14 protein-coding genes are annotated in these 16703 nt (G+C 67.7%); 3 read left to right on the top strand and 11 right to left on the bottom strand.

The window, feature by feature from the left end; genetic code table 11:
• Positions 1 to 2 precede the first annotated feature (2 nt).
• Positions 3 to 1109, top strand: a complete 1107-nt coding sequence (locus tag ACGFIB_RS13520) for a sensor histidine kinase (RefSeq protein WP_393371546.1) — start codon at positions 3 to 5, stop codon at positions 1107 to 1109.
• Entirely contained in the window at positions 1106 to 1738 is a 633-nt protein-coding gene (locus tag ACGFIB_RS13515) for a response regulator (protein ID WP_393371543.1), read from the top strand. The genes ACGFIB_RS13520 and ACGFIB_RS13515 overlap by 4 nt, the downstream gene beginning before the upstream one ends.
• A 40-nt stretch (positions 1739 to 1778) precedes the next feature.
• On the opposite strand, the gene ACGFIB_RS13510 is transcribed toward ACGFIB_RS13515, so the two are convergent.
• A complete protein-coding gene (locus tag ACGFIB_RS13510; protein ID WP_393371540.1) occupies positions 1779 to 2150 on the bottom strand; it encodes a hypothetical protein in 372 nt (123 codons plus the stop codon).
• A gap of 138 nt (positions 2151 to 2288) precedes the next feature.
• On the opposite strand from ACGFIB_RS13510, the gene ACGFIB_RS13505 reads away from it, so the two are divergent.
• Complete coding sequence (locus tag ACGFIB_RS13505; protein ID WP_393371538.1) at positions 2289 to 2735, top strand: cytidine deaminase; 447 nt, start codon at positions 2289 to 2291, stop codon at positions 2733 to 2735.
• Between the two features lie 97 nt (positions 2736 to 2832).
• Here the strand turns inward: ACGFIB_RS13505 and ACGFIB_RS13500 are convergent, their stop codons facing one another.
• From ACGFIB_RS13500 to ACGFIB_RS13455, 10 genes are all read right to left on the bottom strand, one after another.
• Entirely contained in the window at positions 2833 to 3495 is a 663-nt protein-coding gene (locus ACGFIB_RS13500; RefSeq protein WP_393371535.1) for a DinB family protein, read from the bottom strand.
• 224 nt (positions 3496 to 3719) lie between these two features.
• Positions 3720 to 4592: a hypothetical protein gene (locus ACGFIB_RS13495; protein ID WP_393371532.1), complete on the bottom strand. Its 873-nt coding sequence runs from the start codon at positions 4590 to 4592 to the stop codon at positions 3720 to 3722.
• Positions 4593 to 4800: 208 nt separating this feature from the next.
• The gene (locus ACGFIB_RS13490; protein WP_191055157.1) at positions 4801 to 5181 is read right to left on the bottom strand and encodes a YccF domain-containing protein; all 381 of its coding nucleotides are present in this window, start codon (positions 5179 to 5181) and stop codon (positions 4801 to 4803) included.
• Positions 5182 to 5315: 134 nt separating this feature from the next.
• Entirely contained in the window at positions 5316 to 7037 is a 1722-nt protein-coding gene (locus tag ACGFIB_RS13485) for an IlvD/Edd family dehydratase (RefSeq protein WP_393371529.1), read from the bottom strand.
• A 57-nt stretch (positions 7038 to 7094) separates the two neighbouring features.
• The gene (locus ACGFIB_RS13480) at positions 7095 to 7976 is read right to left on the bottom strand and encodes a carbohydrate ABC transporter permease (RefSeq protein ID WP_142574344.1); all 882 of its coding nucleotides are present in this window, start codon (positions 7974 to 7976) and stop codon (positions 7095 to 7097) included.
• A complete protein-coding gene (locus tag ACGFIB_RS13475; protein WP_393371524.1) occupies positions 7976 to 8917 on the bottom strand; it encodes a carbohydrate ABC transporter permease in 942 nt (313 codons plus the stop codon). Before ACGFIB_RS13475 ends, ACGFIB_RS13480 begins: the two co-directional genes overlap by 1 nt.
• Positions 8918 to 8995: 78 nt before the next feature.
• Positions 8996 to 10381 carry an ABC transporter substrate-binding protein gene (locus ACGFIB_RS13470; protein WP_142574342.1) on the bottom strand — a complete coding sequence of 462 codons (1386 nt, stop codon included), beginning with the start codon at positions 10379 to 10381 and terminating at the stop codon, positions 8996 to 8998.
• A gap of 189 nt (positions 10382 to 10570) precedes the next feature.
• The gene (locus ACGFIB_RS13465) at positions 10571 to 12787 is read right to left on the bottom strand and encodes an alpha/beta hydrolase (protein WP_393371520.1); all 2217 of its coding nucleotides are present in this window, start codon (positions 12785 to 12787) and stop codon (positions 10571 to 10573) included.
• A 214-nt stretch (positions 12788 to 13001) separates the two neighbouring features.
• A complete protein-coding gene (locus ACGFIB_RS13460; protein ID WP_393371517.1) occupies positions 13002 to 13997 on the bottom strand; it encodes a LacI family DNA-binding transcriptional regulator in 996 nt (331 codons plus the stop codon).
• 245 nt (positions 13998 to 14242) lie between these two features.
• On the bottom strand, positions 14243 to 16618 hold the full coding sequence (locus tag ACGFIB_RS13455) for a glycoside hydrolase family 3 N-terminal domain-containing protein (protein WP_393371515.1): 2376 nt from the start codon (positions 16616 to 16618) through the stop codon (positions 14243 to 14245).
• Positions 16619 to 16703 lie beyond the last annotated feature (85 nt).

The raw sequence follows: 16703 nt of genomic DNA, 5'->3' as shown, positions 1-16703 counted from the left end.
CGATGCGGGAGGTGCGGGAGCGGGTCGTGCGGCTACTGGCGGCCGACGACCCCGAAACCGGCCGCCTGGTCAGGCTGCTGATGAGCCTGGTCTTCGCCTGGTCGCTCGCGACCGCCTCGCCCGATCGCGCTCCCGCGCTGGTGTGGTCGGCGCTCGGCGCATCTATGGCGTGCTGGCTGACTTTCGTCCTGCTCGACGGCCGATTCCCGCGCGTAGCCATGGCCCTGCTCGCGGCCGGTTCGGCGATCGCCGCGTCGGTCTCAGGATCGGCCGAGGCGGCGCCCACGGTCTTGCTGTTCGCGACACTGCTGCTGTTCGTGGCGCACGTGACGCCGAGCATGGGAGCGATCGTCGCGGTTACCGCGGGCGACCTGGCTCTCATGGTCGGCAGCATGCTGTGGTGGGAGCAGCCGCGATCGGCGATCGTGGTCCGCGGGGCGGTCATGATGTGCGCCGTGCTCTTCGCGTTGCATCGGCGCCACTACCGCCGTGCCCAGCAGGACCGGGTCAGGGCCATGGCGCTCGACGAGCGGGCTCGCATCGCCAGGGAGCTCCACGACGTGCTCGCGCACTCCCTCGGCGCCTTGGGGGTGCAGCTGGAGGTCGCCGAGGCCCTGCTCTCCGAGCGAGGCGATGTGGAAGGAGCGCTGACGCGCATCCACAGGGCACGGTCTCTGGCTAGGGAGGGGCTGGTCGAGGCACGCTCGGCGGTGGCGGCCCTGCGCGAGGACGTGCCGCCGCTGCCCGACGCGCTCAATCTGCTGGTCGCCGAGCACCGCAGGGACCACGACGTGCCCGCCGAGCTGCGCACGACGGGCACGCGGCGGCCGATCCCCCCGGCGGCGGAGGTCTGCCTACTGCGTACGGCACGCGAGGCGCTGACCAACGCCGCCAAGCATGCCCCGGGCGAGCCGATCACGATCAAGCTCGGCTACGGCGAGGACGCCGTTCGGCTGGTGGTGCGCAACCCGTGCGCGGCCGGACGCGCGGCGGCCTCATCCGGGCACGGCCTGCAAGGCATGGGTGAGCGGCTGGCGCTCGCGGGCGGGACCTTGATCGCTGGACCGGCGGGTGGCCTGTGGGAAGTGCGAGCGGAGGTGCCAGAGTGAGGGTTGTGGTCGTAGACGACCAGCAGCTCATGCGCGAGGGCCTGGTGGCGTTGCTGGACCTGGTTGACGACGTGGAGGTGGTGGGCGACGCCAGGGACGGCGAAAAGGCCCTGAGGCTGGTGGCCGAGCTGCGTCCCGACATCGTGCTCATGGACCTGCGCATGCCCGTGATGGACGGCGTCGAGGCCACACGGCGGATCACCCGCGAGTACCCAGAGGTGGTCGTCGTGGTGTTGACCACCTACGACGATGACCAGTCCGTGGACTCCGCCCTGCTGGCCGGGGCCTGCGGCTATCTCACCAAGGATGCCGGACGCGTTGATATCGCCGCCGCCCTCCGCTCCGCCGCCACTGGGCAGTCGACGTTCTCGGCCGCGGTGTCCCGCCGGCTGGTCGACGCGCTGTCTCGCGCCGCACCACCGCCGGTCACGGCCTGTCCCGACGGGCTGACCGTGCGGGAGGTCGAGGTGCTGCGGCTCGTCGCCAGGGGCCTGAGCAACGCGGAGATCGGTTCGGCCCTCTTCATCGCGGAGACGACCGTCAAGACGCACATCAACAACGCCTTCGCCAAGATCGGCGTTCGCAACCGCACGGAAGCCGCCGCCTACGCGCGCGACAAACTACTTTAGGTGTCGGGGGGTTCACGGACGTGCCCCGGCTTGATCTCGCTCATGGGGCAGTCGCCGAAAGCCGGAACAGCCCGATGACCAGTTCACCCATGGAGCGCTCGCCGAAGGCCGCCCGAGTCCGGAAGACCTCGAAGTGCGTACGCGTCTCCCCGTACCGATGGAAACGGAGCCGGTACGCCCCGTTCTTGAGCGTGGGGACCTTGCCGACACGACGACGGCCCACGAGGTCGGCCGGCTCGAAGACCAGGGCCACGGTGAGGACCGGCCATTCCTTCGCGTGCTCGTCGCCGGCCCCGCGGATCCGGCATGGGTTGCGCGGAATATGTGGTCCTCTTCGACCGCCGTCATCAGCACCGCCCGCAGCAGCCCGTACGCCGCTGCCCGTCCGGCCCCAGCCATCGACCCGGGACAAGCCGAGCAGACCACGGCCGCCGGGTCCGCAACTCACACTCCCTATCCCGACCAAAGATCGGGTGGACCGCGGTACGAGCCTGGGCGATCTACCGGTGGTCGGCGAGGCTGCCACGTCTTGATATGTCAGGATGCCGACATGCAGCTTGATCAAAGCCTTGTCGACGCGGCCATCGCACAGATGGATCGGCGATGGCCCCCTGGTGAGCAGGGCGGTGCCGCGGCCCTCTACTTGAACGATGGGCAGATCCTCACCAGCGTCGGCCTGGACAACCTCAACGGCGGAGTGTCCCTATGCCACGAGACCGGCGCCATCTGCCAGGCCTACACACTCGATAAGAAGATCACCGCCTCCGTGTGCGTATATCGGGACCCCGAACGTGAACGCGTCCTCATCCTGCCTCCGTGTGGCATCTGCCAGGAGCGCCTGGCCCTGTGGGGACCTGACGTCCAGGTCGGCGTGCCCGACGACTCCAGCGCGACGGGATGGAGGGCTCGCACTCTTCGCGAGGTGAACCCGTTTTACTGGGGATCGCAGTTCACCGAAGACGGGACCTGGCCGGCCCCTGAAGTCCACTTCTCCTGACCGACGCAAGTACGCCCAACTCGGGCCTCGACCGTTTGCGCGGCCCTTTGCTCGTCACGGACAACCAGCCTTCGGCCATGGTTCTGTCCGGCGGCGCTTACTGGCCGACGCGGCCGTCGATGCGCTCGCGAAGGAGGTCGGCATGGCCGCAGTGCCGCGCGTACTCCGCGATCTGCGCGACCAGGATGTCGCGAAGCTGCAAGTTAGCCCCGTCGGGGCCGAGGTCGGAGACGCCTGCGTTCCAGGTGCCGAGGTCGGCGACTCCGGCCACGAACTGGTCGGTGAGCTCTACCTCGGCTCGCCACCGCCGCCAGGCGTCCTCCACGACCGCCGGGTCGGCGATCGCGCCGTTCCAGTCGCCGTCACGGTCATCGTCGGTGCAGTACAGCTTCGGCGCGTCTTCCCCGGCCATGACCCGGCGAAGGTGTCTTTCCCCCTCGGTCAGGTGCCGCACCAGCCCCAGCAGAGACATCGTGGACGGTGGTACGGATCGCCGGGCAAGCTGCTCGGCATCCAGCCCCGCGCATTTCATTTCCAGGGTCAGACGGTAGTGGCGCAGATAGTCGAGAAGTATGCCGCGTTCGTCGACGGCCCCGACCTCGGTCTCGCGGGGATCGTCGTTCGGGTCGACCCACATATCGAGGTACACCGTCGACTTCGTCCACCGCGCGGGAACGGATTCACTCGCATCCGAGGTAGTCATCACCGCATCGTCTAGCACGCGGCCTCCGGACGCCACCGAATATTCAGCGGCGGTCATCCGAAGAAATGCACGGTGGATGATCCTGAAACACGTGCCAGACGTGCCAGAACGAACGGTAATCAGCGGTGTTTCACGAGTGGACGTGAGGACGTCAAGTCCATTACGAGCACGCTGTGACACCGACAGTGCGGGTTCGATTCCCGTCACCCGCTTCACTGCTCAAGGCCCGGGTCGGGAAAGTGTCCCCGACTCGCGCCTTGATCTTTTCCTGAGCCGTGCGGTCAGTCCGGCCAGGTCTCCTCGGAGCAGAGCACCCGGGCGGCCTCATGAGGTTCGGCGTCGCGGACGAGGCAACGCCCGTCGTCCATACCGAGCATCGTCACGATGCCCGAGGCGAAGACCCGGCGGCCGAGGGAGTCACGGACGTGCACGATCCTGCCTGTCAGAAGGTTGCCGTCCTCCGGGTTACCGTCGGCGGTCTGCCTCTCCCAGCGCCACATCCGGTAGGTGCCGCCCGGCTCCTTGGTGCGGAGGTCAGGCACATGCTGCTCCTGACAGGGGATCAGGAAGGTGGGCGCATTATCGGGGTTCAACGCGTCGGCGACCGGATCCGCCCAGGGAAGTCCCGGCGGCATGGCCACCCACCGCACACCGCCTTCCGAACGTCGGAACTTGTCCGGCCGCATGGCCGCCCACTGTCCGGCTGTCGTAACGGGGACGGGAACCGGGCGGGGTTCCAGCGGTGAAGTGGATCCGATCGGCTCCCTCGGCTTCAAATGGACGAGCGGGTCGAAGACATCGCGGATCGGCCAGAATCGGAACAACCACCGGCCATCGTCCGGGACGTCTACGTGCACGGTCAGGCCGTACTCGAAGAGAGGAGGGCCGATCAGGAATTCACGACCGCTGTCGTCCACCACGCCAATCTGGATCACCCCGGTCTCGGCCGTGAAGTTTCGCTGCTCGATCAGCCTCCAGGAGGTCCCCGGGTCCGGCGGTTCGGCGTCCCATGCCTCCAGGTGGAGGGTGGCGGTGTAGTGGAGAGCCTCTGACTCCTCGTCACGAAATTCTGGGATGTCGGGAGTGCCGTAGATGCAGAGCGCGCCGTATTGCACGTAGAGCTCGTCGTCGAGGTGGCGGAGCAGGCGGGCCAACGGTGTCCTTCGCGTCGTCGGGATACGAGGGGCAGCATGCCCTACGGCACCGACAGCACTCCGTCCACGCAGGTGCCCGCAGCCGCTCCGTCGCAGAGGACCGCCGATGGCGCGGCGTCCTGCACTTCACAAGAAGCTTCGGCAGGTCGGTCCTCCCGAGCACGGGACGCGCTCATCCCCGAGAAGACCCACTTGTCATCACGGGTAGTTATCCCCGGCCGACGGGAACGATGTCCTTGCCCAGCGGCATCAGCGAGATCGGGATCATTTTGAGGTTCGCGATCCCCAGCGGGATGCCGATGATCGAGATGAACAGCGGGATCGCGGTGACGACGTGCCCGATCGCCAGCCAGATCCCGGCGACGAGCAGCCAGATGACGTTGCCGAGCACCGACCACGCGCCGGCGGACGGCTTGTCGGCGACGGTCCGGCCGAACGGCCACAGCGCGTAGCCCGCGATCCGGAACGACGCGATACCGAACGGGATGGTGACGATGAGGACGCAGCAGATGATCCCCGCCGCGACGTAACCTAATGCGAGCCACAGGCCGGCGAAGATCAGCCAGATGACATTAAGGACGGTGTTCATAGTGCTCACTGTCCCACCCGGCCGAATGGGCCGCGATCAACGTCGTCGCCGCCAGGCACACACGGAGGTGTCCCGGACGGTGACGACCGGTCCGATGTGACCGTCGCACCACCCGGGAACAGCTCCCCCAGTGGTCAGTGTGAGTGGCGGGGCGGGGCGCTGCCGCTGCCGCCGACGAGGAAGTCCAGATCCGCGCCCTCGTCGGCCTGCAGGACGTGCTCGCTGTACAGCCGTGCCCAGCCCCGGGTGGCGGTGGGCTGCGGGGGCTTCCAGGCGGCGCGGCGGCGCTCGAGCTCCGCGTCGTCGACCAGCAGGTCCAAAGACCGCGCCGCAACGTCGACCCGGACCAGATCGCCGGTGCGCACGAATGCGAGGGGGCCGCCCACGGAGGCCTCCGGGGCCACGTGCAGGACGCAGGTGCCGTACCCCGTGCCGCTCATGCGGGCGTCGGAGATCCGGACCATGTCGGTGACCCCCTCCTTGAGCAGCCGCCGCGGCATGGGCATGTTGCCCACCTCCGGGAAGCCGGGGTAGCCGCGTGGTCCGGCGTTCTGGACCACGATGACCGTGTCCGCGGTGACGTCCATGTCCGGGTCGTCGGCCGCGGCGACGTAGTCCTCGATCCGGTCGAACACGAGCGCCGGTCCGGTGTGCTGGAGCAGATGGGGCGAGGCGGCGGACACCTTCAGCACGGCCCCGGACGGCGCGAGCGACCCGCGCAGCACGACGGTTCCCGAGCCGGCGGCCTGGAACGGCTTCTCCATGGTGCCGATGACCTCGCGGTTCCAGCACTGGACGCCGCTGATGTTGTCGGCCACGCTCTTTCCACTGACGGTGACATGGTCCATGTGCAGCAGGGAGGCGATCTCCTGCATCACCGCCGGGAGTCCGCCCGCGTACGCGAAGTCCTCCATCAGGTACGTGCCGGAGGGCATCAGGTTGACCAGCATGGGCACGTCGGCGGTGAGCGTGTCGAAGTCCTCCAGCGACAGGGGAACGCCGAGGCGCCCGGCGATCGCGAGCAGGTGCACGACGGCGTTGGTGGAGCCGCCGATCGCGGCGTTGACCCGGATGGCGTTCTCGAAGGCGTCGCGGGTGAGCACGGTGGACAGCCGCTGGTCCTCCTTCACCATGGCCACGATCCGGCGCCCGGCGGCCTGCGCCAGCGCGTACCGCCGGGAGTCGACGGCCGGTATGGCCGCGGCCCCGGGCAGCTGCACGCCCAGCGCCTCCGCCACGCAGGCCATCGTGGAGGCGGTCCCCATGGTCATGCAGTGCCCCCGGCTGCGGGACATGCAGACTTCCGCCTCGGCGCAGTCGGCCGCCGTCATCCGGCCGGCCCGCATTTCCTCGGTGAAACGCCACACGTCGGTGCCCGACCCGATGTCCCGGCCGCGGAACTTGCCGTTGAGCATCGGGCCACCGGTGACCATGAGACTCGGCAGGTCGACGCTGGCCGCGCCCATCAGCAGCCCGGGTGTGGTCTTGTCGCAACCCGACAGCAGCACCACCCCGTCGAGCGGGTTGGCCCGGATCAGTTCCTCCGCCTCCATCGCCAGCAGATTCCGGTAGAGCATGGTCGTCGGCCGCATCAGCGGCTCCCCCAGGCTCATCGCCGGAAACTCCAGCGGCAGGCCGCCGCTCTCCCACACGCCACGTTTCACCGACTCGGCCAGGTCGCGCAGGTGGGCGTTGCACGGCGTCAGCTCCGACCATGTCGTGGCGATGCCGATCACGGGCCGGCCGTCGAAGACGTCGTCCGCGAACCCCTGGTTGCGCATCCACGACCGATGGATGAACCCGTTGCGGCCCTCCGCCCCGAACCACTCCTGGCTGCGCAGGGGGCGATCACTCATCGACATCGGCACACCTCTTCCTGTCATTTCTATCGACTGCTGAACGACCGGCCGCGACTATCTCAGACCCCCGACGGACAGTCCGCCGCGCCAGTGCCGCTGGAGGGTGAAGAAGGCGATGACGAGCGGGATCACCGATACGAGCGCGCCCAGGATGATGAGGCTCCAGAGGGAGGTACTACCCGAGTTGTTCGCCGAGGCGATGCCCTGCCAGAGGCCGAGCCCGACGGTGACGGGGAAAAGGCGGTTGTCGGAGAGCATGGCGAGCGGCAGGAAGTAGTTGTTCCAGGACGCCACGGCGGACAGGAGCAGCACCGTGACCACCGCCGGCCGCATCAGCGGGAAGGCGACCTGGAGGAACGTCCGCAGTTCACCCGCGCCGTCGACCCGCGCCGCGTCCAGGATCTCGTCGGGAACCGCGTCGCGCGCGTACACGTGCATCAGATAGACGCCGAACGGGTTGAGCAGCGACGGGAGGATCACCGCCCAGATCGTGTTCGTCAGGCCCAGCCCGGAGAACATCATGAAGGTGGGGATCACCAGGGCGGTCGCGGGCACCATCAGCGCGCCGAGCAGGATCGAGAAACTGAAGCGCCTGCCGGCGAACCGGTATTTGGCGAATCCGTAGCCGGCCATGACGGCCAGGATCGTGGCGCCGATCCCGCCCGCGAACGCGTACAGCGTGGAGTTGAGGATCCACCTGCCGTAGATGCCGCCGTCGTAGGTGAACAGTCGCTGGATGTTGCCGAAGTAGTCGACCTGGTCGGCGAACCACAGGGTGTTGCTGCCGCCGAACAGGCCGGGGGCGTCCTTGGAACTGTTGACGATGACCCACCAGAACGGCACCAGGAAATACACGACCAGGAAGCCGAGGAAGATCTGCAAAGGGAGGTGGCGCTGGGGACGGCGGCGTGCGCCGGCGCTGGAGCTGCCGGTCATCAGAAGAAGCTCCTCCGCTTACGGGTGAAGAACAGGAAGGCGTAGACGCAGACGAACACGACCCCGCCGAGGGCGAAGGAGATCGCCGACCCGTAGTTGAAGTTCGCGAGCCCGAACGCCTGCTGGTACGCGTACATGTTGGGAGTGAATCCCGGTGGGATCGTGCCGGCCGCCAGGTAACGCAGAATCTGTGGTTCGTTGAAGAACTGCAGGGTGCCGATGAGCGAGAAGACCAGGATCAGGAGCAGTGCGGGGGCGATCAGCGGGATTTTGATCCGGAGCGCGATCTGCCATTTCCCGGCGCCGTCCATGCGGGCGGCCTCGTAGAGCGACGGGTCGATGCCCTGGAGCGCCGCGTACAGAATGATCATGTAGTAACCAGCCCACTGCCAGGTGACCACGTTGATCAGGCCGTAGAAGATCAGGTTCTTGCTGAAGAAGTCGGGCGCGGGGGCGCCGAACAGTCCGAAGATGTCGGTGAGCGGCCCGAAGCTCTTGCTGTACAGGAATCCCCACATGACCGCCCCGATGACCGTGGGAATGGCATAGGGGAGGAAGATCATGAGGCGCGAGAACCGGGTGAACATCGAGGTCACGGCGTCCACGATGAGGGCCATCGCGAGCGCGATGAGGATCTGCAGCGGGATGGCGACCAGGGAGAAGCGGACGACGAACCACACCCCCGAGAGGAAGGTCGGGTCGGAGAACGCCTTCACGTAGTTGCCGAGGAAGACGAAACTGGTGCCGCCGATCAGCTTCTTCTGCCAGAGGCTGAGATACAGCGCGTACCCGAGCGGCGCGATGAGCAACGCCAGGAAGACGATCCCGAATGGCCCGACGAAGAGCCACCCCATCAGGTGCTCACGGAGGCGCACCTTTCCGCGGGCCTTGTGCGCTTTCTCTTGAGTGCTCGATGCACTCTCCTCGATCAGCAGGGTCATTGTGGGCTCCGAGGGGTCGATGCTGGGGAGGGGCGGGTGGGCCGGCCGGTCGAGGACGGCGTGGCCCACCCGTGATGCCTACTGGACGGTGAAGCCTTGCTCCTTGGCGTAGTTCGCCACGTCCTCCTGGACGCGGTCGGCCGCCTGCGCACCGGTGACGGAGCCGTCGATGACCGCACTGATCTGCTTCGTCATGGAGTCGAAGTAGTACTGGCCGAACGGGCTGTAGGTCATGCCCGTGTAGGCGTTCGCCGCGGGGACGTAGACCTCCTTGTTCGCCTGCTGACCGTCGAAGAAGTTCACCTTCAGGTCCACGAACTCGGGACTGTTGAGCGCCTTGAGGTTCAGCGGGAAGATGATCTGGTTGGTCCAGCCGTCCTTGAGCGACTCGTCGTCGGCGTAGAGGCCGTACGCCGCCTTCGCCGCCAGTTCGGGGTTCTTCGCCTGGCTCGTCACCGAGAAGGCCGACCCGCCCCAGTTCACCTGCACCGGATTGCCGGCATCCCACTGCGGGAGCGGCGCCACCGCCCACTTGCCGGTGTCCTTGCCCTTGCCGACGCCCGCGCCGGTGAGGTATCCGGGCGCCCACGCCGCCGAGATGTACGTCGCGTACTTACCGTTGACGACACCGGAGATGTACTCCGGCGTGAACTGGTCCTGCGTCCCGACCAGGCCCTTCTTGGCGAGGCTCCCCCAGTAGTCCAGCACGTCCTTGGACGCCTGGTCGTTCAGCGCGATGCCGATCGACTCGGGCTGCGCCGGGTCGTAGGTGTACGGAGTGGCGCCCTTCTGGATCTGCAGCGCCATCATGACGGCCGGCACGTTCGCGCCCAGGTCGCCGAACAGCGGGCCCCCGGCGTCCTTCACCTTCTGCGCCGCCTGCTCGTACTCGGCCCACGTCTTCGGCGGTGTGATCTTGTACTTGTCGAAGACGTCCTTGCGGTAGATCATCGCCATCGGGCCGCCGTCGACCGGCACGCCGTAGACCGCGCCGCCGATCGAGACGTCCTTCCACGCGCCGTCGCTGTAGTTCGCCTTCACCGCGTCGAAGCCGTAGTTCTTGATGTCGACGAGCGCCTTCTGGATCTGGAAGGTCGGGATCCGGTCCGCCTCGATCATGATGACGTCGGGCGCGCCGGTGCCCGCCGAGATCGCGGTCTGGAACTTGTCGTACTCGTCACCGCCCTGGCCGACATTGGTCCAGCAGACCTGTACCTCGTTGTTCTGCTTGTTGAAGTTGTCGACGACGAGCTGCATGTTGGGGTACCAGCCCCAGAACGTCACAACCGGCAGGTCCTTCTTGGTGATGGTGTTCGTGCAGTTGCTCGCCTTGTTTCCGGTCGTGTCGTTTCCGCCGTTGCTCGCACTCGCGTTGCTTTGGCTACCCGCATCGGGGGAGCAGGCGGCAAGCACGCCCGCGGCGGCGAGCATGGCTGCGGTGGCAAACAGTCTTTTCGTCTTCATTGACATAATTTCCCCTCCGGGATCACTGCGCACAAGGGTCATGCGCCGCCGCTGTGGCCGAATGTCTCGGCCGGGACGGGGCGCGGAGAGCTGATCCGCGCCCTGTCCTTCGTGCCGGCCCCGATATGGTGCGGCCACCGCCGGGGCAGGAACGCCCTTGCCCCGGCGGTGTCGCATCGACGGGCTTACCTAGCGCTTGAACAGGCGCGGCGCCAGGTCGATGAGGTTCTTCTGCCACACGTCCCAGCCGTGCGGCCCAGGGGTGACCCCGTCGAACTCGTAGTGGACTCCGAGGTCGTTCATCGTGGTCAGTCCCGCCATGAACGACGGGTACACGAAGTCGGTCACGTCGCCGACGTACACACGGAACAGCTTGGTCCCGCTGTTGATCGCCGCCACGTCGACGCCGGTGCCGCCGCCGAACCCTGCCGAGAACGCCGCGATGTAGGCGAACCGGCCCGGGTAGGCCTTGAGCACCCCGATCGTCTGTCCACCGCCCATCGAGAGACCCGCGAGGGCCTGCTGCGACGGGTCGCTGGAGACGTTGTAGTGGGCACGAGCCGCCGGAACGATGTTGTCCAGCAGCTCCTTGTTGAAGTTGGACACGTTGCCGTTGCCCATCACGACCACCATCGGCACCAGGTCGCCGTCGAGGAACTGGTGGTCGAGGATCTGCTTGGCGCGGCCCATCTCCACCCAGTCGGTGTAGCTCTGGCCGCTGCCGTGCTGGAGGTAGAAGACGGGATACGGCTCCGCGCGGTCGGGGTCGTAGCCGGGCGGGGTCCAGACCAGCGCGGTCCGGTCCTGGTTGGCCACATCGCTGTGGTAGGTCAGGCTCTCGACCTTTCCGCCCTTGCCTTCGGGAACGTCCGAGAGCAGACGCGACCTCTCACCGGGGACGAGGAAGGTGCTCCAGGTCGGCTCGGAGGTCACCTTCGTCGGGTTCGAGGCATCCTTGACCGCGACCCGATCGACGATCACCCGGTAGTAGTAGAACCACGGGTCCAGCGGACCCACGGTCACCCGCCACCGGTCGCCGTCACGGGACATCGGAATACGCAGCCAGCTTCCCCCGGGAGCCACGTTGGCCCACACGGTGACGTGCTTGGCGTCCTTGAAGTCGGTCGTGGTCTCGAAGGTGACGAAGCCGCCCTCGGACACGAACGGCGTCGGAGTGGTGCCCGCAGGCGGCGGGGTGAACTCGCCCTTCAGCGGCCCGTGACCAGCGCTCGGACCGTGATCCGACACGTTGCGGAACAGCCGCGGCACGAAATCGATCAGGTTCTCCTGCCAGGCGTTCCAGTTCGCCCCGCCGTCGGGGTTGACCCCGTCGAACTCGTACCTGATACCGGCCTGCTTGAGCGCCTTGGTCAGGCGGTTGGTCGCGTTGTACGCCGGGTCGGTCACGTTCCCGGTGTACAGACGCACCAGCTTGAGATCGCGGTTGATCGCCTTCGCGTCCACCCGGCCGGCGCCCTCCTCCAGAAGACCGGAGAACGAGCCGGCGTAGGCGAACTGCCCCGGGGTGGTCAGCGCGGCACGCAGCGCCTGCGACCCGCCCTCGGACACCCCGGCGATCGCCTGGTGCGCCGGATCGCGCAGGACGTTGTAGGTGTCCCCGACCGCCTTGCGCAGGTCCTTCAGATCCTTGTCACCGTCCGGCCCGTCACCATCGCTGATCACGACCACCATCGGCTCCACGGAGCCCTGGATCGACAGGTTGTCGAGGATCTGCTTGGCCCGGCCGAGGTCGAGCCAGTCGGTGGCGCTCCTGTCGTCGCCGGACTGCAGGAACAGGACCGGATAACCCTTCTGCCCCGGGCCCTCGGGACCCGGACCCTTGGGGCCGGGAGCCTTGGCCTGGTAGCCCGGCGGCGTCCACACCAGGGCCGACCGCTCCTGCTTCTTCACCTCATAGGTCAGGGTCTCGACCTTGCCGCCCTGTCCCTCTGGCGCGTCCGCCAGCAGACGCGCCGAATCGCCCGCGACGAGGAAGGTGCTCTGCAGGGGCGTGGACGCCACGCCGGCGGCATTCGTCGGATCCTTGAGACTCTTGGTGTCGTCGCCCGTGACCTGGTAGGAGTACAGCCCCGGTTTGAGCGGGCCGAGGACTCCGGACCAGACGTCGCCCCGGCGGGTCAACCCGAACTCCGCCCAACCGAAGGAGGGACCGAAGTTCCCCTCGATGACCACCTGCGACACCTGGCCCGCGTTGGCCTGAACGTAGGCCGCCGGGACGCTGAACGACGCGTAGCCGTCCTCGGAGACGTCCAGCCACGGGGTGTCCGCCGCCGCCGGACGCGGTGCGAGCGACACCGCCGCGATCGCCATGGCCCCGGCGACGACAACCGCCGAGAGCCGGCGCACGCCCATGGGGCGCACGCTGCCGTGATACGATAAACTCATACTGAGCACTCCTAAGATGACTGGCAGCGGATGGGGTCCGCTAGCCAGTCTGAATCGTCTTGTGGATGTGCAGTGGTTTAAGTAGTGGTGTGTGTTTCTCTACCTCCGTTCATGGGGGTGCCTTTTCATCTGCCACGTCAGCTGCAACTGGCGTCGCAGATGAGGGTCTGTGTCATGCTCTCGCCGTCATGATCTTGTCGTCACGATCCCGTCGTCATGATCTCGTCGTGACGCTCACCGGCGCGGTGGAGTCGCGGACCAGCAGGCGGGTCGGGAGCATTATCTGACGACGGCCCTCCCAATCACCGGTCACCAGCGACTTGAGCATGTGCGCCGCCTCGTATCCGAGCCGGTACATCGACTGGTCCACAGTGGTCAGCCTCGGCTCCGCCAACGCCGACTCCGGGATGTTGTCGAATCCGACCACCGACAGGTCGCCGGGAACGTCGAGCCCCATCTCCTTCGCGACCTCCAGAACCTTCAGCGCCATCCCGTCGCTGGCCGCGAAGATCGCCGTCGGCCGGTCCGGCCTTTCCAGCAAGGCGCGCGCCAGCGGGACCGCGGACTCGGGGTTGAAGTCGCCTCTTCCGATCAACGCCGGATCGACCGGAACGCCGGCCTCGGCAAGCGCCTTGCGGTAGCCCTCCTCACGCGACCACGCCGCCGCCAGGCTGGAACGGCCCGCGATGAACCCGATACGCCGATGGCCCAGGCCGAGCAGGTGCTCGACCACCGTGGTGGCGCCCGTGAGGTTGTCCGCCGTCACCGACGGCACCGCCGAGTCCCTCACCGGATCGATGACCACGACGGGAGTGCTGCTCCGCACCTCGCCCCAGGGCGTGACCACGATGCAGCCATCCGTGAGGGTGCCCGACAGGCGACTCAGATGCCGCCGCTCCCAGCCCTCCGAGTAGGTGCCGTAGAGATCGCTGTTGGCATAGACGATCAGGTCGAAGCCCGACTGGGTCAGCGCGTCCATCACGCCCTTGAGCACCTCAGCCGTGTAGGACTGGAAGCTGTGGGTCACCAGTCCCAGAACGTTGGTGCGGGTGCGCCGCAGGCTCGCCGCCACGAGGCTCGACTCGTAGCCCAGTCGCTCGATGGCCGAACGGACCTGCGCGGTGGTGCTGGCGCTGACGCCGTAACGTCCGTTGACCACCCGCGACACGGTCGCAGTGGAGACGCCCGCCAGGCGCGCGACATCACTCATCGTCACCGGCGCACCGCCCTCGACCATGCCGCTCTCTCCGCATTGCAATCGTTATCGGTTACGTTTCCGGCCTTTAACGTAAGCGACACCGATAGCAAACACAAGGCCTTTCGGCTTCTCGTTACGACGACCGTACTCCCTTTAGGGCGTGCCCCAAATAGGCATGACAGTGGGGCAGCCGCGGAGCCGCGGCCGCCCGTCTCGCCTCACGCCGTCGTCTCACGCTGTCGTCTCACGCCGTCGTCTCACTTGGCCGGTGACGTGACCGCACCCGTGTAGGCCTTGCGGACCTCCGGCCGGTCCGCGTCGCCCGTGATGGTGAACGTCCCCGCGTGGGTGTGGACGTCAGCGGAGAATCCGACATACACCTCGATATTGCCGGTTTCTACCGCATAGTTCATATTCCGGTCGTAGAAGCCGAGCTGGCCCGTGGGCAGGTGGAAGCGGATGACCGTTCGCTCCCCGGCGCCGGCGGACACGCGGGCGAAGCTCTTCAGTTCGAGCACCGGCCGGGTGACCGTCGCCTGCGGGTCCCGTATGTAGAGCTGGACGACCTCCTCGCCGGCCCGGTCGCCGGTGTTGGCCACCGCGACCTCCACCGCGACGCCGTCCCCGGCGATCACCTCGGTGCGGTCCAGCGTGGCCCGTTCGATGACGAACGGGGCGTATCCGAGTCCGTGACCGAAGCGGTAGCGCGGGCTGACGGGCGAGTCGACGTAGTCCCCGTGCCAGTGCGAGCGCCCCCCGGACACCTTGTGCCCGTAGAAGACGGGTATCTGGCCCACGGTGCGCGGATAGGAGATGGGCAGCTTCCCGCTGGGGTTCACCTCACCGAGCAGAACCTCGGCGATCGCCCTCGCCCCGGTCTGCCCCGGCAGCCAGGCCATCAGCACCGCGGCGCAACTGTCGTGCAGGAAGTCGCCGCCGACGGGCCGGCCGGCGACGAGCACCGCCACCACCGGGGTGCCGGTGGCGACGACGGCGCGAACCAGATCCTCCTGGACACCGGGCAGTTCCAAGCTGGACCGATCACGCGACTCCCCCGTGGTCGCCCTGGTGGTCAGCCCCGAACGATCTCCCAGGACCAGCACCGCGACGTCGGCCGCCGCGGCCGCCGCGACCGCCTCGTCGAAACCGTCCCTCGACGTGTCGATCACGTCGCACCCACGCGCGTAGCGCAGCCGGTCGCCCAGGCGGGCCGCGAGCTCGTCGCGCACCGTCGGCATCCCGTCCGTGCTCTCCTCGATCTCGAGGTCGTCCGGGATCGTCATCATCTGGCCGAGCAGGCCCTGCCGCTCGCGCGCCTGCATCAACGACTCGACATGCGCCGCGAAGGAGTAGTCGCCGAGCAGGTGGCGGGCGTCGTCGGCGTTCGGCCCGATGAGCGCCACCGTTCCCGCGTCCGGCCGCAACGGCAGCATGCCGTCGTTCTTGAGCAGGACGAGGCTGCGGCGAGCGATCTCGAGCGCCACCTCGCGGTGCCCCTCGGCGTTCACCGCCACCGCGACCGCGGCCTCGTCGACGTAGGGGTTCTCGAACAGGCCCAGCTCGAACTTGTGCCGCAGAACCCGCGCGACCGCCTCGTCCAGTTCCGCTTCGCCGACCTCGCCGGCGTCCAGGGCCTGTGCCAGCGCGCCCGCGTACGCGTCCGTCGCCGGAAGCTCGACGTCGGTGCCCGCGGTGAGCGCCAGAGCCGCCGCCTGCGGCTTGTCCCCGGCGAAGTGGTGATACGAGTGGAGATCGTCCACGGCGAAGTAGTCCGACACGACGGTCCCCTCGAAGCCCCACTCCTCGCGGAGGACGTCGCCGAGGAGCTCACGGTTGGCGTGGCAGGGAATGCCGTCCAGCTCGTGGTAACCGGCCATCACCGACTGGAGGCCCGCCTCGCGGACCGCCGCCTCGAACGGGTACAGATACACCTCCCGCAGCAGACGAGGCGGCAGGTGCGCCGGCGCCCAGTTCAACCCGCCCTCGGACGCCCCGTAACCGACGAAGTGCTTGGCCGTCGCGATGACGCCCTCCGTCAGCGAGGCGCCCTGAAGGCCCCGGATGAAGGCCACGCCCATGCGGGCCACCAGGTACGGATCCTCCCCGTAGGTCTCCTCTGTCCGGCCCCACCGCGGGTCCCGCACCACGTCCAGCACCGGTGAGAGCCCCTGGTGGCTTCCCGTCGCGCGCATCTGCGCGCGGACGGCGTCCGCCAGCCGCCGGTTGAGCTCCGGTTCCCAGGTGCTCGCGACACCGATCGCCTGGGGGAAGACGGTCGCCTCCCGCGCCATCAATCCGGAGCACACCTCCTCGTGCACGATCGCCGGGATCCCCAGCCGGGTCTCCGTCGCCAGAAATCGCTGGATCTCGTTGGCGACCCGCGCGACCTGCGCCGCCTTGAGATTGGTGGCTCCCGCGACCCGGGTCACGTGCCCCAGCCCGTGCCGGAGGACCGCACGCGCCCGCTCCGGCGAGTATCGGCCCGCCTCGATCAGGGAGAACGCCCAGACGCTTCCCAGCTGCGCGAGCTTCTCCTCCCGGGTCATCCGGCCCATCAGATCCGCCACGCGCTCGCCCACCGGCACGCCCGGATCGGTGTACGCCGCTCCAGATTCCCGCCTCACAGTGGTCACCCGGTCACCCCAATCACTGCTCGATCCCATTCCCTCGCAAACGTAATCGATAACGTTTACAATGCCACCGTTACCGATCTTGTGC

The sequence above is a fragment of the Microbispora bryophytorum genome (assembly GCF_043197435.1).
GTDB lineage: Bacteria > Actinomycetota > Actinomycetes > Streptosporangiales > Streptosporangiaceae > Microbispora > Microbispora bryophytorum.
Note: the sequence above shows the minus strand (reverse complement) of the source record. Positions and strands in the feature narration are given on the sequence as shown.

What these genes read in the sequence shown, in the direction of transcription:
- ACGFIB_RS13520 (WP_393371546.1), top strand. Translation starts at nt 3, where the DNA reads ATGCGGGAGGTGCGGGAGCGGGTCGTGCGGCTACTGGCGGCCGACGAC.
- ACGFIB_RS13505 (WP_393371538.1), top strand. Translation starts at nt 2,289, where the DNA reads ATGCAGCTTGATCAAAGCCTTGTCGACGCGGCCATCGCACAGATGGAT.
- ACGFIB_RS13500 (WP_393371535.1), bottom strand. Translation starts at nt 3,495, where the DNA reads ATGACCGCCGCTGAATATTCGGTGGCGTCCGGAGGCCGCGTGCTAGAC.
- ACGFIB_RS13490 (WP_191055157.1), bottom strand. Translation starts at nt 5,181, where the DNA reads ATGAACACCGTCCTTAATGTCATCTGGCTGATCTTCGCCGGCCTGTGG.
- ACGFIB_RS13485 (WP_393371529.1), bottom strand. Translation starts at nt 7,037, where the DNA reads ATGAGTGATCGCCCCCTGCGCAGCCAGGAGTGGTTCGGGGCGGAGGGC.
- ACGFIB_RS13480 (WP_142574344.1), bottom strand. Translation starts at nt 7,976, where the DNA reads ATGACCGGCAGCTCCAGCGCCGGCGCACGCCGCCGTCCCCAGCGCCAC.
- ACGFIB_RS13475 (WP_393371524.1), bottom strand. Translation starts at nt 8,917, where the DNA reads ATGACCCTGCTGATCGAGGAGAGTGCATCGAGCACTCAAGAGAAAGCG.
- ACGFIB_RS13470 (WP_142574342.1), bottom strand. Translation starts at nt 10,381, where the DNA reads ATGAAGACGAAAAGACTGTTTGCCACCGCAGCCATGCTCGCCGCCGCG.
- ACGFIB_RS13465 (WP_393371520.1), bottom strand. Translation starts at nt 12,787, where the DNA reads ATGAGTTTATCGTATCACGGCAGCGTGCGCCCCATGGGCGTGCGCCGG.
- ACGFIB_RS13460 (WP_393371517.1), bottom strand. Translation starts at nt 13,997, where the DNA reads ATGAGTGATGTCGCGCGCCTGGCGGGCGTCTCCACTGCGACCGTGTCG.